This window comes from Rhizobium johnstonii 3841 (assembly GCF_000009265.1).
Taxonomy (GTDB): domain Bacteria; phylum Pseudomonadota; class Alphaproteobacteria; order Rhizobiales; family Rhizobiaceae; genus Rhizobium; species Rhizobium acaciae.
Window position 1 is genome coordinate 1,133,546 of sequence record NC_008380.1, and the last position, 14,801, is coordinate 1,148,346.

A 14,801-nucleotide genomic window follows, 5' to 3' on the forward strand; every position below is an offset into this window, starting at 1 on the left:
CGGAAAGTGGCCCCGAAAGCAGCCGCAGCATCGATTCCGAAGGGATCGGCGGCAGTACAGACCTTTAGCAGCGTTCGAGCATTCCTGAACAAGTACCTGTCAAACCCACGTCCACTTTGCGCCCCACGCCATTCATCACATACTCGATGATCCGTGGCTTCCATGATAATACTGTGTCCATGGAAGCTGGTGTCCGTGATCTCAGCCGCTCCCCAATCGAAATCCCGCCTCAGTTTTGGGGCGTGCGATATAAGGGAGAGCATCTCCCGGGCGCTCGTGGTGTTCGCGGCGTTGAAGGTGGCGCGAACTGTCAGCAATACGCATATTCAATTTTGAGGCACTTCGGCTTCGAGGTGCCGGACTTCCGGTCCAGCAACCTCTGGGATGAAACCGCACACACTGCCGTCTCTAAGGACATGAAGCCGCTCGATCTGGTTCTATTGAACGGTGAGCCCAGAAGCTTTGGCGCTCATGTAGGGCTTTCTTTGGGACAGCGCTTGGTTCTACACCTATCCAGGAGGATCGGTTTTCCAACCATCGAAACGCTGGAGCAGATGCAATCTCGCGACGAGTATCGCTTTCTGATCGGCTTCAAAACCGTTCTGGTGCGTCGCGAACAACGATGACCGCGCTTGGCCGCCAGCAATCATAGGACCCCATCGTCCTGCGCCAATTGCGGTCATTGTGGCTGATTCCGACCATGTTATCTTCCGGCGCAAATCGAGGTGGCTTCTCATGACCGATGTCTGTCAACTTCTTCAAATTGCCGTGGAAGACAATGTCGCATGGTGCAGCAGAATCTGTTCTGCGCATGGATCGAATGAAACCAGGTGGTCGGAAGTCTGGGCGAATTTCGCTATTTCACCGCCATTCTACCCGAATATAATAACGCGGCAAAAGGGCGTCCAAAAGGAAGTTGATGACCTCATTCGCAAGGTTCGCGAGGCAAATAAGTCTACAAAGTGGGGCATCAAGGACAGCTTTGCAGACCTAACGCTTGCCGACCAGGGGTTTGAACGACTACTCGTCGGCCGTTGGTACGGTGGAACTCTTTCAAAGGGCACGCCTGCGGGCTGGAAGGCTGTAGCTTCTCCAGGCGAGTTACGCTCATGGGAAAAAGCTTGGGGTTCCTGCGACGATACCATCTTTCCCAGCACCTTATTGGAAGATTACAGAATAACCTTTTGGTTCAAGGGAGAGCTTAGCAGAATCGAAGCTGGCTTTATCAGCTACGACACCGGATTTTCAGTTGGGTTATCAAATTGGTTCTCCCGCAGAAACAGCTCATTCGCGCAAATGGGAGTATTGCAGGCCGCGAGATCGGTGTCGCAAGGACAGCCGATTGTGTGCTGGTCGACGGACGATCTTACCCTTGAGCATACGGGGTTGATCGAGCTTGGCACTCTTCAAGTCTGGATATCTCAGTAAATCCAGGGGGAGGGGAGTGACCTTTTGACCGCTTCGGGCCGAAAGCAGTTGTTACATCCTCCGCACCGTTCCAATTCCTAGAAGCTCAAGGCATTTTCCGATGACCCTCGCTACCAGCTTGCAGGTGGCGAGCCGCCCCGATGGATCCTCCGCCTTCAGCACCGGGCAATCCGTGTAGAAGCGGCTGAACGCGTCAGCCACTTGGTACGCCCGATCGGCGATCTCGAACGGCTCGAGGTGCCGCGCCGCCTCGGAGAGGGAGTGCGGATACCAGAGGCATTCGATCAGCACGGCACGCTCCGAAGGATGGCTGATCGAGACCGTGTCGGCGGCTGGAGTGATGCCGGCCTCTTCGGCCTTGTCCAGGATCGAGCAGATCCGGGCATAGGCATATTGAAGATAGGGTCCAGTCCGTCCCTCTGACGATATCATCTTGTCAATGTCGAAGACGTAGCCTGTCTTCCTCGGCGTGGAGAGATCGGCAAACTTCAACGCGCCGAGACCCACAACCGTGGCCGCCTGACTGTCGGCGACTTTTTCCGACGACTTGGTGAGCGCAAGGTCGATCATTTCTCTTAGCGAGGCCGCGAATCCGTCACGGGTCTTGAAGGGCCTGCCGTCATTGCCGCGGACGGTACCGAAGGTCGCGTGCCGCAGTTCCACGCCCTCGGCATAGCCCGCCTTCCGCGCCGCCGAGAACACGCTTGATATATGGAGCGCCTGACGGTCATCGGTGCAGTAAACGATCTGCCGCGCACCGATTTCGCGCACTCGCTGCCGAAGCGTCGCAAGGTCGGTGGTGCCGTAGAGGGCCGCCCCGTCACTCTTGCGCAGAAGCAGCGGTGGTACATTGTCCGGAAGTCCGTCAGCGGAGACATCGATAATAAGAGCGCCTTCGCTCTGCCGCGCCAGCCCGCGCGCCATGAGATCGTCGAGCATCGGTGCGACCTCCGCATGAGCGTCGCTCTCGCCTTGGAGCAGATCGAAATGCGCGTCGAGCATCTCCGCCGTGTCGGAGATCGACGCGAGCGAAATGGCCCGCATGCGTGCCCATGCCGCGGTCAGCAGCGGATCTCCGTCCTGTAGCTTCGTTGTCAGTATCCGTGCCAGCGCAAGCAAAGCCTCGTCCTCGCAGGCGGCGTTGCCGGACATGTAGAGAGCGCCGAGTTCCTCGACGGTCATGGCTTCGAATGCCAGGGGGTCAATGAAGGAGGTGAGATCACCGGCCTTCCATCCGGCAGCCAGAGCAGCGCCCAAAAGCAGCTTGCCCATCTGCAGACCCCAGTCACCGAGGTGGATGTCGGAGAGGACGTCGTGGCCAATCTCCACAAGGATGCGCCGCAGACTCTCCCCGATAACGAAGGAGCGCAGATGGCCGACATGCAGCGCCTTGGCGACGTTGGGCCCGCCAAAGTCAATGACCGTTCTCATCGGATCCGCCTTCTCAGCTGCGAGCGACGGATCGGCCAGCATAGCGGTTGCCTCGGCGGCGACGACTGCATCGGCCAGCCGGAAGTTTACGAATCCCGGACCGGCGACGGACACGTCCTCGAAAAGAGCGCTCCGAGCCGCCTCGGCGACTTCAGCGGCAAGCAGGCGCGGGTTCTTCTCGGCGGACTTCGCCAGCCGCATCACGTCGTTGCATTGGAGGTCACCGAATTCGGGCCTGGCCGACCTTACGACGCAGGGACCGGCTTCGAGACCGTTCAGTTCATATGCGGAAGCAAGCGCGGCGAGTGCGGCCGATTTTACGGACATAGATCATTTCCTTGAATAGCATAAGGGGCGTGGAAGCTTGAGAGCTTCAGCGTCGCCGTTCTGCAATCTTCGGAAATTTGTTCATGTCGCGCCTCTAAGTTCGATTCTTCAATAGATCGCCTGGTGACCGCTGGCAATCTCATGGTCGGATGAATTTTGCAAAGAAAGCGATTGGCAATACCCAACCAAAGCTTGCTGACGGTTGGCTGGTAATTGCTCGATACGTTTTTCAATAACCGCTTCGGGACGAAGGCGGCCTCTGGGGCAATTTCTACCTAATTCCGGGAAAACCCCTGAGACCTGCCGGGTCACGCCCGTTTCGTCAGCGGAAACCGGTCGCGCAGCAGCCGCAGCACCGATTCCGAAGGGATCGGCGGGCCGAAAAGGTAGCTCTGGCCGTAGTTGCAGCCCATCTTGGCAAGCTCGATCGCATCCTCGTTGGATTCGATCCCCTCTGCCACCACCTTCATGTCGAGTTCGCGCGCCATTGCGATCACCGACCGGAGCACGGTCGCCTTCTTGTCGCTGCTGTCGCGCACCAAGGCCTTGTCGAGCTTGATCGTGTCGAAGGGGAAGCGGGTGAGATAGGCGAGCGACGAATATCCGGTGCCGAAATCGTCGAGCGCCAGGCCGATGCCGGCTTCCTTCAGCTTCTGCAGCACGAGCCGGGCCTGTTCCGGATTTTCCATCACCATGGATTCCGTCAGTTCGAGCTTGAGGCGCGAGGGCTGGCAATGCGTCTTGGCGAGAACCGAACGCACGTCGTCATAAAGCTCGTTGTTGAGCAGCTGCACGCTCGACAGGTTGATCGAGACGAAGATCGGCAATTCGCCGGTCTGGTGCTGCCAGCTCATCAGATCGTTGGTCGCCTGTTCCAGCGCAAACATGCCGAGCGGGCCGATAAGATCGGAGGCCTCGGCGATCGGGATGAATTCGGATGGCGGGATATTGCCGCGTTTGGGATGTTCCCAGCGCATCAGCGCCTCGAAACCGGCGACCTCGACATCCTCCAGCCTTGCGATCGGCTGGTAGACCATCGACAATTCCTTGCGCTCGATGGCGCGGCGCAGATCCGTTTCGAGCTGCAGCCGGTCGGTGCCAAAGTCGCGAAAGGCCGGCTGGAACGGTTCGACACGGTTGCCGCCGGCCCGTTTTGCCCGGTACATCGCAAGCTCCGCATCGCTGAGCAGGCCGGTGGCGCTCTCCTGCCGGTCGACCCAGGAGGCAAGCCCGACCGAGGCGGTCAGGATGATCTCGCGATTGGCGAAGTTGATCGGCACCATGATCGCCTTGCTGATCGCATCGGCGAAATCAGCGACCTTGGCCGGATTGTGCTCGGAAACCAGGATGAGCCCGAACTGGTCGCCGGCAAGCCGCGCCAGCGTATCCTGCGGTTTCAACAGCCGGCGCAGCCGCCGCGTCAGCGCGATGAGAATGTTGTCGCCAGCAGCAACGCCGAGCGAATCATTGACCAGCTTGTAGCGGTCGATATCGATCACCATCACGGTCGGGCGCAGCGTGTCGCCGCCCGGCGCCAGCGCCAGCACCGACTGCAGCCGGTCGAGGAAGACCTGCCGGTTCGGCAGGCCGGTCAGATTGTCGTGCAGCGCATCGTGCAGCAGCCGTTCGACGGAATTCTTCTGCTCGGTCACATCGACGATCGTGCCGACACAGCGGATGATTTCGCCGTTCGAGCCGAGCACCGGCCGGGCGCGGATCAGCAGCCAGTGGAAATGCCCGTCCTCGGCGCGGATGCGGAACTCGTGGTTCAGCCGCCCGCGGCGGTGTTCGAGCAGCACGTCGAGCGTGGCGCGGAAGCGGTCGCGGTCGTCGGGATGCAGCCGCGGCAGCCAGTTGCGCGCCGCGCCATGCATGGCGCCCTGGGACAGGCCGAGCTTGATCGAGACGTCGGGAATGGTGACGACGCGGTCGCGCGCCACGTCCCAATCCCACACCATGTCGCCGGAGCCGGTCAGCGCCAGCGATTGCCGCTCGAGATCGGAAAACAGCCCCTGCTGGTAGGCGCCGCCGGCAAACGCATGCTGCATGACGGTGAAGCCGATCAGAAGCACGATGAGCACCAGGCCGCCGCCGAGTGCGGGCTGGATGATGTCGTTGTCGAGCCGTCCGGTGACCGTCAGCCACGCCCCGAACAGCCAGACCAGGATCAGCGCCCAGGCCGGCACCAAAAGGATGGCGCGGTCATAGCGGTTGAAGCCGAGATAGATGATCAAAAGCAGCCCCATCGTCGCAGTCAGCGCGAAGGAAAGCCTGGCGATGCCGGCGGCGATCGACGGGTCGTAGATCGCCACACCGAAGAGCAGGGCAAGGCCGAGCACCCAGGCAAGTGTCGCGTAGCCGAGATGCGCATGCCAGCGGTTGAGGTTCAGATAGGTGAAGAGGAAGATGACGAAACTCGACGCCAGGGCTACCTCGGCGCAGGCCCGCCATATTCGCTGGTCGGCCGAGGCGACGCTGATCAGCTTGCCGAGGAAACCGAAATCGACACAGATATAGCCGAGCACCGCCCAGGCGAGTGCTGCCGTCGCCGGCAGCATCGAAGTGCCCTTGACGACGAAGAGGATGGTCAGGAACACGGCGAGCAGGCCGGCAATGCCGAGCACGATGCCGCGATAGAGTGTGAAGGCGTTGATCGTGTCCTTGTAGGCGTTCGGTTCCCAGAGATAGATCTGCGGCAGTTCCGGCGTCGACAGTTCGGCGACGAAGGTGATGACGGAGCCGGGGTTCAGCGTGATGCGGAAGACGTCGGCCTCGTCGCTCGGTTGCCGATCGAGCGCGAAGCCTTCGCTGGGCGTAATCGCGCTGATGCGCTGCGAGCCGAGATCCGGCCAGAACAGCTTGGAATTGACCAGACGGAAATGCGGCGCGACGATGACGCGCTCAAGCTGTTCTTCCGAGACGTTGGCGAGCGCAAACACCGCCCAGTCGCCTTGATGGTTCTCCGAGCTTGCCCTGACCTCGATGCGGCGGCGGATGCCGTCGGCGCCGGCCGCCGTCGAAACCTGGAAGGCTTCGCCCTGGTTGGTGTAGATCTCGGTCGTTGCCGTCAGATCGAGCGCGGTATCGTCACGGGAAATTTTTACCGGTTCGGCCGCCTGGGCAACACCCGCCACGAAGGCGAAGGCCGCCAGGAAAAGGGCTGCGATCACCGCGATCACTCGTCCGGACGGTGACTTGGGCAGCATGCGGTCTCTTGTCATCAGCTGTCGGTTTTCCTGCCTTTATCCGTATCGGTGGCGAGACGTGAAAACATCACATGGTCATGCCACTGACCGTTGATCTTCAAATATCCGCGCAGATAGCCTTCCTGTTGAAACCCGGCTTTTTCAAGCAGACGAATGCTGCGCGCGTTATCTGGAATACAGGCTGCTTCGATACGGTGCAACTCAAGCCCGGCGAAGATGTAAGGAATAACCAATTGAAGGGCGGCGAACATATGCCCCTGGCCGGCATGGCGTTCGCCCATCCAGTAGCCGATCATGCAGCTTTGTGCCGCACCCCGTCGGATGTAGCCGATGGTGACGCCGCCGACGAGCGTCATGTCGCCTTTCAGGAAAATGAACAGCGGCACCGCCTGACCTGAGGCATATTCCTGCTTGCCGCGGACGACGCGGGCGCGGTAGGCGCCTTCCGTCAATTCGTCGCGCCGCCAGGTCGGCTCCCAGGGTTCGAGAAACTTGCGGCTTTCGGCGCGCAGCCGGTGCCACTGGTTGAAGTCCTGGTAGCGCGGCAGGCGCAGGAAATATCTGTCGTTCTCCAGCTCCACCGCTTCCGGCTGCCGCGACAGGAACCGAAAAACCGATTTTGGCATCGATCACTCCCGGCAAGACGGACGTCGGCTCAGCGGCTTGCCTGCAGCGTCTTCGACGCCGGCACCGTAAGCGAGGCAGTGATGTCTTCCATCGGCGCCAGCTGCTCCAACGGACCGATCGCCGAAAGCGTCGGCACCGTGTCGTAGAACAGCCGGCCGGCGAGGTCGGTCAGCCGCTCGATGGTGATACCTTCCAGCCGCTCCATCATCTCCGGATTGGAGATCGGCCGGCCGTAAAGCATCATCTGCCTGGCGATCTGGCCGGCGCGGGCAGCCGGGCTTTCCGCACCCATCAACAGCTGGGCGCGGATCTGGGCGCGGGCGCGCTCGATTTCCTTCTGGTGGATCGCATCGGCTGATTTGTGCAGCTCGTCGATGATGACGGGCACCAGCTCCGGCAGGTTTTCGCCGCCGGTCGCGGCGTGAATGCCGAAGATGCCGGTGTCGGAAAAGCCCCAGTGGAAGGCATAGACGGAATAACAGAGGCCGCGGAACTCGCGCACCTCCTGGAAGAGCCTGGAGGACATGCCGCCGCCAAGAATATTGGCGAGGATCTGCGAGCAGTAGAAATCGCGGGCGTGGTAGGGCTTGCCTTCGAAGCCGAGCAGGATCTGCGCGTCCATCAGGTCGCGCGGTTCGCGCACGCTGCCGCCGATATAACGCGCCGGTTCCATGACGGGCGGCGCGGAAGGGGCCGTCGGCAGGCTGGCGAAACGATCCTCGACCATGCGCAGGAATTCTTCATGCTCGACGGCGCCGGTGGCGACCACGAACATGCGGTCGGTCGTGTAGTTGCGGCCGAGATAGCCACGGATCTGCTGCGGCGTGAAGGAGACGACGGTCTCCGGCGTGCCGAGGATCGCCCGGCCGAGCGTCTGGTCGCGATAGGCGGCCTCGGAGAACCGGTCGAACACCACGTCGTCGGGTGTGTCGTTGGCGGCGTTGATCTCCTGCAGGATCACCTGCTTCTCGCGCTCCAGCTCCTCTTCCTCGAAGGCCGATTCCGTCAGGATGTCGGCGAGGATATCGACGGCGAGCGGCACGTAGTCCTTGAGCACGCGGGCGTAATAGGAGGTCGTCTCGGTCGAGGTGGCGGCATTGACTTCGCCACCGACATCCTCGATTTCCTCGGCAATCTGGCGGGCCGTGCGGCGCGCCGTGCCCTTGAAGGCCATGTGTTCGAGCAGGTGAGCGATGCCGTGCTCGTTGTCCGTCTCGTTACGCGATCCCGATTTGATCCAGACTCCGAGCGCAACGCTTTCAAGATGCGGCATGGTCTCTGTGACTACTGTCAGCCCGGATTTCAGCCGGGTGCACTCAACTGTCATTGGCTATCTTTCTGCGCCTGCTGTCGTCTCGCCGCGGGCATGCTTGCCGATAAAAGTCTCAACGGCTTTCAGCTCCGGTTTGATGATCTGGAAACGCTCCTCCCTGTGCATCAGATCAGCAAGCCACGTCGGAAGCGCCGGGTCAATACCGCAGGCGGATTTTACGGCGGCGGGGAATTTCGCCGGATGCGCGGTCGAAAGCGTCACCATCGGCGTATTCGGCTTTTCTTTCTTGGCAGCGACGAAGACGCCGATCGCCGAATGCGGATCCAGCAGATAACCGGTTTCGGCATGGGTCTTGCGGATCGTCTCGGCGACCTGCTTCTCGCTGGCGCGCCCGGCGCGGAAGTCGCGGCGGATCGCCTTCAGCGCTTGGCTGCCGATCTCGAAGCCGTTGGATTGCTTGAGGCTTTCCATCGCCGCGCGCACTTTCGAGGCGTCGCGGTCATAGGCTTCGAACAGCAGCCGTTCGAAGTTCGAGGAGATCTGGATGTCCATCGACGGCGAACTCGTCGCCTTGACCGCCTTCATGTCGTAGCGGCCGGTCTTCAGCGTCCGCGCCAGGATGTCGTTCTCGTTGGTGGCGATCACCAGACGGTCGATCGGCAGGCCCATGCGCTTGGCGCAGTAGCCGGCGAAGATATCGCCGAAATTGCCTGTGGGCACCGTGAACGAGATCTTCCGGTCCGGACCGCCAAGCGCCACCGCCGCCGTGAAATAATAGACGATCTGAGCCATGATGCGGGCCCAGTTGATCGAGTTGACGCCGGATAGCCGGACCTTGTCGCGGAAGGTCACGTCGTTGAACATCGCTTTCACGAGGTTCTGGCAATCGTCGAAATTACCCTCGACGGCAAGCGCATGCACGTTTGCTGACGACGAGGTCGTCATCTGCCGCTGCTGCACCGGCGAGACCTTGCCATGCGGGAAGAGGATGAAGATATCGGTGCGCTCGCGGCCCGCGAAGGCGTCGATCGCTGCCCCGCCGGTGTCGCCCGAGGTGGCGCCGACGATCGTCGCCCGCTCGCCGCGCTTTTCCAGCGCATAGTCCATCAGCCGGGCGAGCAATTGCATCGCCACGTCCTTGAAGGCGAGCGTGGTGCCGTGGAAGAGCTCCATGACGAAGCTGTTCGGCCCGGTCTGGACGAGCGGCGCGATCGCCGGATGGCGGAAAGTGCCGTAGGCCTCGTCGATCATCGCCCGGAACGTGTCGTCGGGGATCTCGCCATTGGTGAAGGGCGACAGGATGGTGAAGGCGATCTCCTGATAGGTCTTGCCCCTGAGCGCACGGATCTCCTTTTTGGAAAAGCTCGGCCATTTGCGCGGAACATAGAGCCCGCCATCGCGCGCCAGCCCGGTCAAAAGGGCGTCGCAAAAGCCGAGGGAAGGGGCCTCGCCGCGAGTCGAGATATAATCCACGTTCATCATCCTTGATCTATCGCTGGAGGAAATCCGGCCAGGTGAGGCCATGGTGCGCTCTGCCGGAAATCGGCAAGCGGGTGCCTTCAGGCCATACCATTGCCGTTATCTTGTTGAAGTTGCCCGCATCCGGCGTCGAAAAGTGCATCAAAACGGCGCTTACCCAATCGATTTTTGTTTGCGCCGCTGATATAGACCATCGCAAACCGTCGTGAAAGGCCCCGCGGAAAAGACATGAGGCCTCCAAGAAGCGCTTATACAAGGGATGGAATATGGTGCTCGGCAAGGTCTCGCGTCTCATCGTCTCCGCATCTTTTCTTGCCCTGCTTGCTGGTTGCAACTCGCTCGGCATAGGTGGCGACAGCCAGTCGACGGCGCCGGCGACGCAGACGAACGGAACCGCCCAGATCATGCCGCTGGCGCCGGCCAACCCGTCCTCGAACAATCCTTCGATCGGCACCGCCACGACGGCGCAGGGCACGGTCGCTCCCGTCGTCCAGGGTGCCTGCCCGCAGATCTTCATGCGTGACCAGGATTCGATCTTCCGCACCTATGCCAAGGGCAAGAAGGACGATCCGCAGCAGATCGTCTTCCAGGCCTCCGTCGGCGATTACACCCGCCAGTGCACGCTGAACGACACGAACCTGACGATGACGGTCGTTGCCCAGCTGCGCCTGATCACCGGCCCGGCCGGCACGCCGGGGCCGGTGACCCTGCCGATCCGCATCTCCGTCATCGACGGCGAGACCGTGCTCTATTCCGAAGTCACCAAATTCCCGACCGAGATCCCGCCGGGCGCGCCGGGCACGCAGGTCGTCTTCCGCAAGGACGGCATCAAGATGCCGGTCGGCTCCGGCGCCCTGGTGCGCGTCAATATCGGCTTCGACACCCAGCCGGCAAAGACCAAGAAGAGCAGCTAAGCAATTCGGGCTTCGACCCGACATCAGCCCCTCATCCGGCTGCCGCCACCTCTGCCTGGGTCGAGCCACGTGTCTCGACCCGTCCTTCGGACCCCCGCCTGCGGGGAGAAGGGGATATGCCGCACCGGCTCCCTCCACCTCTACGCTGCGTTTGGCACGTCCCCTCTACCCGTTTACGGGGTCCGGAGGACGGGTCGAGACGAGTGGCTCGACCCCGGTAGGGTTAGGGTGAGGGGCAGCCATCGGCGCGAACGGGACAGCAGTGGGGAGAAACCATGAAATGGTCTCCACACAGCCCACGGATTGCAAGCCTAAAGCGTTCAGAGAACGTTGTCCCAGGCCGCCAAAGCGGCGACGACGCCCGGCAGGTCGTTCATGCGGGAGATTGCCGTTTCGGCGCCGGCATCCGTCAATTTGTCGGCATGGGCGGGATAGCTGTGCGAGGCGCCGGTAAAGCCGATGACGCGCATGCCGGCGGCGCGTGCCGCGTGTACGCCGTGGACGGAATCCTCGACCACAACGACCTTGTCAGGCGATACGCCCATCTGGCTTGCGCCGTGCAGGAAGATATCGGGCTTCGGCTTGACGCGGTCGGGGCCAAGATCCTTGGCCGAAAAGATGCTCGGCGCAAACAGCGGCTTCAGCCCAACCTTGCTCAGCATCATGTCGAGCCGCTTGGTGCTCGAATTCGAGCAGATGCAGCGCTTGATCGGCAGCCTGGAGACGGCGAATTCAATGCCTGGAATGGCCTGGACGTCCTGCGCCAGCCTGAGGTCGAGCATATGCTCCGACTTGTCGAGCAGGGAAGCCGAAAACGGGATACTTGCCTCGCGCTCGATCTGCAGCAGGATGTTGCGCCACGTCATGCCGGCGAAGCGCTCGCCCATTTCCTCGGCGTCGATCGGATATCCGGCCTCTGTCAGAAGCGCGGATTCGACTTCCGCCGCGATGATTTCCGAATCGACGAGAACGCCGTCGCAGTCGAAGATGATGAGGTCGAAGCCGTCCATATGTTCACGCCTTGCTGAAGTCGGGGCTGGAAGTCTGGGTCTTGTCCGGGAATGCTGCGGCTTTACACGATGCCCGGCCAAAGCTCAACCGGATCTCAAGCATGGCTGCGATGCGGCAAGCGACCGGCTCCGGCATCGCTGCCGGATCGGTCGTGTCGGGGTGACTTGGGAATGAACAATGGCGAGCAGATAGCAGCCGTCAGGCCGCCAGCTGCCCACTCCGGCGTCCAGTTGCAGATTGCGAAGCTGTCGCCCGAAGCCTGAACCGGGAAACGAGCTCGCGCAGCTTGGCAGCTTCCTCGGCAAGCTGGCCGGATGCCGCGGTGGATTGCTCCACCATCGCCGCGTTCTGCTGGGTCACCTGGTCCATGGAATTGACGGCGGTGTTGACTTCGGCAAGGCCGGTCGACTGCTCTCTTGCCGATACGGCGATTGCATCCATGTGCTGATTGATGCGGGCAATCTGTTCGCTGATCGCCTTCAGAACCTGGCTGGTGTCGAGAACCAGCTTGACGCCGCTTTCCACTTCCACCGAGGATTTCTGGATGTGGCCCTTGATTTCCTTTGCCGCCTGAGCCGATCTCTGGGCGAGTTCGCGGACTTCCTGGGCCACCACAGCAAAGCCCTTGCCCGCGTCGCCGGCGCGCGCCGCTTCGACGCCGGCGTTCAGCGCCAGCAGATTGGTCTGGAAGGCGATCTCGTCGATCACGCCGATAATGCTGGAGATCTGCTGCGACGAAGCCTCGATGCGGCGCATGGCCTCTTCGGCATGCGACACGACCTCCGAAGACTTGACGGCATTGCTGTTTGCATCGGTCGCTTCAGTGCGTGCCTCGTCGGTCCGCTTGCTCGAGTTCGAGACATTGGCGGTGATCTGATCGAGCGCTGCGGCGGTTTCTTCGAGAGAGGCTGCCTGCTGTTCGGTTCGTTTGGACAGGTCGCCGGCCCCGGAGGCGATTTCCCTGGTGCCTTCGTCGATCGCGGCAATGGCGGCGGCGATGGCGCCGAGCGTCTGATCGAGCTGCCGGATCGACATGTTGAAATCATGCCGGAGGCCCTCAAAGTCTGGGGCGAAGGGTTCTTCGATCTGGAAGGAGAGATCGCCGGATGCAAGCCTCTTCAGGCCTGCGGCGAGGCCTGACGTCGCCGTCCGTAGCCGTTCGGCGGCATCGTCGTCGGCCTGCTTGCGCGCCGTGACCCGTTCGGTTTCGCCCTGCAATCGAGCGGCCTCGGCATCTTTTTCGAGTTGCTTGTTGGCAATCGCCGCCTGGCGGAAGACTTCGACGGCCGATGCCATCCTTCCGATTTCATCGCTGCGGCCGATCCCGGTGCAGGCAATCGCCGTGTCACCGCCGGCGAGCCTTTGCATATCGCCGGAAAGCGAAAGGATCGGCTTGGTGACGGTCTTGCGGGTCAGGAAATAAAGACCAAAGGCGAAGAGCGCGGCCGAAGCCAATAGCGCTTCCAGAACAATGTCGACCGACGCCTTTACATCAGAGCTGCGATTGGAAATTTCCTCGGATGCAGCGGTGATCTGATCGCCGGCCTGTTCCATCGCCGTTTCCAAGGTAGAGAACTGCTGCATGAATTCGGGCAAGGCCTTCAATGCCGCTGAGGCATCCCGGCTGGCAAGATCGACGATCTTAGTGGCGCTTTCGATATAGGTCAGAAGGGGACGCTCGATGCTGGCAAGCAGCGTTTTGGTCTTGTCGTCGGCGGCAAGAGCCTTGTTGGCATCAAGCATCTCGCGGAACGATGCGTCGTGCTCCACCAGATCCGCCTTCACCGCGGCAGCGTCCATGCCTGCTGCCGGGTTGGACGCCAGCATTGACGCGAGCACGTCGGCGCGCATCGCGTCATGCATCATGTCGGCCTGCATGTGGTTCCGCAGAATTTGTGCCGACCGGGCAACCTCGGCGTTGTTTTCGGAGAGGGTCGAGGCGGACCAGATACCGACGCCCGTAGCGCCACCCGCCAGGGCGAAAATCGCGATGCTCGCAATGATGATCTTATGCTGGATCGACGCCATGACAGGGTTCTCTCGTTAATTCAGAAGGTGAGAGTAGCCGAACATGCTTAATAATTTTCTCAGCATCATGTCGGTTAGCGACGCGAAAACAACAGGTTGCAGCAGATATTTCAGTTTCGATGAAAGGTTGAGCCGCTTTGAGCGTAGCGCGGATGACCGGCGCGGGCACCTCAAGCGCCGGAAGATGCAAGAGGGGTGGCTCGTCCTTGGTTACGAGGGCGAGCCCCATCCGATTATTGTTCCGGCAGTATGATCTTCTGATTGGTGGTGTTCTTGACCGGCTTCTCGCCCGGGACATGTGACATCGTGCGGGTCGTGCTATCCAGCGTGCTGCCGTCTGTGCTGGTTTTTGTGCGAGACTTGCTGAACGTCCCTTTGTCGACTGCCTGGGCTTTCGTCTGCGCCTTCAGCTTGTCGCCATTGTCGTTGATGTGGGTCTTGCTTTGCGCCTTTCCGTCGGAGGTGGCTGCACTTCCCCCCGATCCGATCGAAGAGGTCGTGCCGTCGTCGGTCCGGCAGGTGCCGGCCGTCCCGAGCGAACTTGCGGATGTGCCTCCTGCCGAGGCGCTTCCGGCCGACCCGACCGTTCCGGCTGCGGTGCAATCCTCGGCAAGGACGGCCGAAGTCGACGCCAGAAGGGTGATCGAAAGCGCCGCGATCAAGCTGATATGTCTCATTGCCATCTCCTACTTCTTGGGTTTCGTGACCGAGCAGGTTCCGTCGGACCGTTTGGTGATGACGGTGCCGTCAGGCCGGGTGATGCTCGCCGTCGAAAAGCTGTCGACGCTTCCCGATCCCGCCGATGATCCGGCGGAGGCGGACGACGAAGAGGAACCGCTCGATCCGCCGGTCGTGGTCGATGACGAAACATGTCCGTTGCCGGCCGTCACGGTGGTGGACATGTCTCCCTGCGACGACTGAGACTGGACGACGGTGCATGTCGTTCCGTCGTCGAGCTTGATCTCCTCGGACATTGCCTGTCCGGCGATCAGGGCGAGTGAAGCGCTGAATGCGATTGTGGAAAACTGTGCCATTGGTTTATCTCCGAGGGCTTGGCCGACGCCATTCAAGGCGCCG

General features: G+C 61.3%; 13 protein-coding genes. 3 read left to right on the plus strand and 10 right to left on the minus strand.

What is annotated here, in order from left to right; genetic code table 11:
- The first annotated feature begins 179 nt into the window (after positions 1 to 179).
- Together RL_RS05480 and RL_RS05485 are read left to right on the plus strand one after the other, a co-directional pair.
- Positions 180 to 626 carry a hypothetical protein gene (locus RL_RS05480; protein ID WP_122330851.1) on the plus strand — a complete coding sequence of 149 codons (447 nt, stop codon included), beginning with the start codon at positions 180 to 182 and terminating at the stop codon, positions 624 to 626.
- Between the two features lie 109 nt (positions 627 to 735).
- Entirely contained in the window at positions 736 to 1,428 is a 693-nt protein-coding gene (locus RL_RS05485) for a hypothetical protein (RefSeq protein WP_011650789.1), read from the plus strand.
- Between the two features lie 51 nt (positions 1,429 to 1,479).
- On the opposite strand, the gene argS is transcribed toward RL_RS05485, so the two are convergent.
- From argS to thrC, 6 genes are all read right to left on the minus strand, one after another.
- The gene (argS, locus tag RL_RS05490) at positions 1,480 to 3,186 is read right to left on the minus strand and encodes an arginine--tRNA ligase (RefSeq protein WP_011650790.1); all 1,707 of its coding nucleotides are present in this window, start codon (positions 3,184 to 3,186) and stop codon (positions 1,480 to 1,482) included.
- A 108-nt stretch (positions 3,187 to 3,294) separates the two neighbouring features.
- On the minus strand, positions 3,295 to 3,498 hold the full coding sequence (locus RL_RS39655) for a hypothetical protein (protein ID WP_129557778.1): 204 nt from the start codon (positions 3,496 to 3,498) through the stop codon (positions 3,295 to 3,297).
- Positions 3,495 to 6,407 (minus strand): sensor domain-containing phosphodiesterase, encoded by a 2,913-nt coding sequence (locus RL_RS05495; RefSeq protein WP_011650791.1) that lies wholly within the window; start codon positions 6,405 to 6,407, stop codon positions 3,495 to 3,497. The genes RL_RS39655 and RL_RS05495 overlap by 4 nt, the downstream gene beginning before the upstream one ends.
- Positions 6,407 to 7,018 carry a GNAT family N-acetyltransferase gene (locus RL_RS05500; protein WP_028742806.1) on the minus strand — a complete coding sequence of 204 codons (612 nt, stop codon included), beginning with the start codon at positions 7,016 to 7,018 and terminating at the stop codon, positions 6,407 to 6,409. Before RL_RS05500 ends, RL_RS05495 begins: the two co-directional genes overlap by 1 nt.
- A gap of 29 nt (positions 7,019 to 7,047) precedes the next feature.
- Positions 7,048 to 8,346 carry a M16 family metallopeptidase gene (locus RL_RS05505; RefSeq protein WP_011650793.1) on the minus strand — a complete coding sequence of 433 codons (1,299 nt, stop codon included), beginning with the start codon at positions 8,344 to 8,346 and terminating at the stop codon, positions 7,048 to 7,050.
- A gap of 3 nt (positions 8,347 to 8,349) precedes the next feature.
- On the minus strand, positions 8,350 to 9,774 hold the full coding sequence (thrC, locus tag RL_RS05510; protein WP_011650794.1) for a threonine synthase: 1,425 nt from the start codon (positions 9,772 to 9,774) through the stop codon (positions 8,350 to 8,352).
- Positions 9,775 to 10,037: 263 nt separating this feature from the next.
- On the opposite strand from thrC, the gene RL_RS05515 reads away from it, so the two are divergent.
- Positions 10,038 to 10,685: a hypothetical protein gene (locus tag RL_RS05515; protein WP_011650795.1), complete on the plus strand. Its 648-nt coding sequence runs from the start codon at positions 10,038 to 10,040 to the stop codon at positions 10,683 to 10,685.
- A gap of 320 nt (positions 10,686 to 11,005) precedes the next feature.
- Here the strand turns inward: RL_RS05515 and RL_RS05520 are convergent, their stop codons facing one another.
- The 4 genes from RL_RS05520 to RL_RS37305 form a co-directional block, all read right to left on the minus strand.
- Entirely contained in the window at positions 11,006 to 11,695 is a 690-nt protein-coding gene (locus RL_RS05520) for an HAD family hydrolase (protein ID WP_011650796.1), read from the minus strand.
- Between the two features lie 199 nt (positions 11,696 to 11,894).
- Entirely contained in the window at positions 11,895 to 13,724 is a 1,830-nt protein-coding gene (locus RL_RS05525; protein WP_011650797.1) for a methyl-accepting chemotaxis protein, read from the minus strand.
- Between the two features lie 233 nt (positions 13,725 to 13,957).
- Positions 13,958 to 14,401, minus strand: coding sequence for a hypothetical protein (locus tag RL_RS05530; RefSeq protein ID WP_041936193.1), 444 nt, complete (start codon positions 14,399 to 14,401; stop codon positions 13,958 to 13,960).
- Between the two features lie 9 nt (positions 14,402 to 14,410).
- Positions 14,411 to 14,758, minus strand: a complete 348-nt coding sequence (locus RL_RS37305; RefSeq protein WP_028742810.1) for a hypothetical protein — start codon at positions 14,756 to 14,758, stop codon at positions 14,411 to 14,413.
- Between the last annotated feature and the right edge of the window lie 43 nt (positions 14,759 to 14,801).